The 222-nt window shown below is 39.6% G+C and carries 1 protein-coding gene; it reads right to left on the bottom strand.

Annotated elements, in window-relative coordinates:
- Positions 1-31: 31 nt before the first annotated feature.
- Positions 32-222 (bottom strand): hypothetical protein (locus I656_RS19520; RefSeq protein ID WP_235048669.1); only part of this gene is annotated, 191 nt, incomplete at its 5' end.

Genomic DNA, 222 nt, shown 5'->3' on the forward strand with positions numbered 1-222 from the left:
TTAATTTTGTTCATTTTTTTTGCATGAATGGCTAGCGCTCTACTCTCATTATGGTAAACTGAAAATAAAAGAGCAATAGATAGGGCATGCTTTTATTATTATAAATCGACAACTTTTTTTCCTTCAAACAAATTTTGCTGGCGCCCATGCGCACCGCTTGGCAGCGCTGTTGGAGGTTGGCAAATGGCTGAGGCAAAACAGTGGACGTGAAGCAATTAGATC

The organism is Geobacillus sp. WSUCF1, from assembly GCF_000422025.1.
GTDB lineage: Bacteria > Bacillota > Bacilli > Bacillales > Anoxybacillaceae > Geobacillus > Geobacillus zalihae.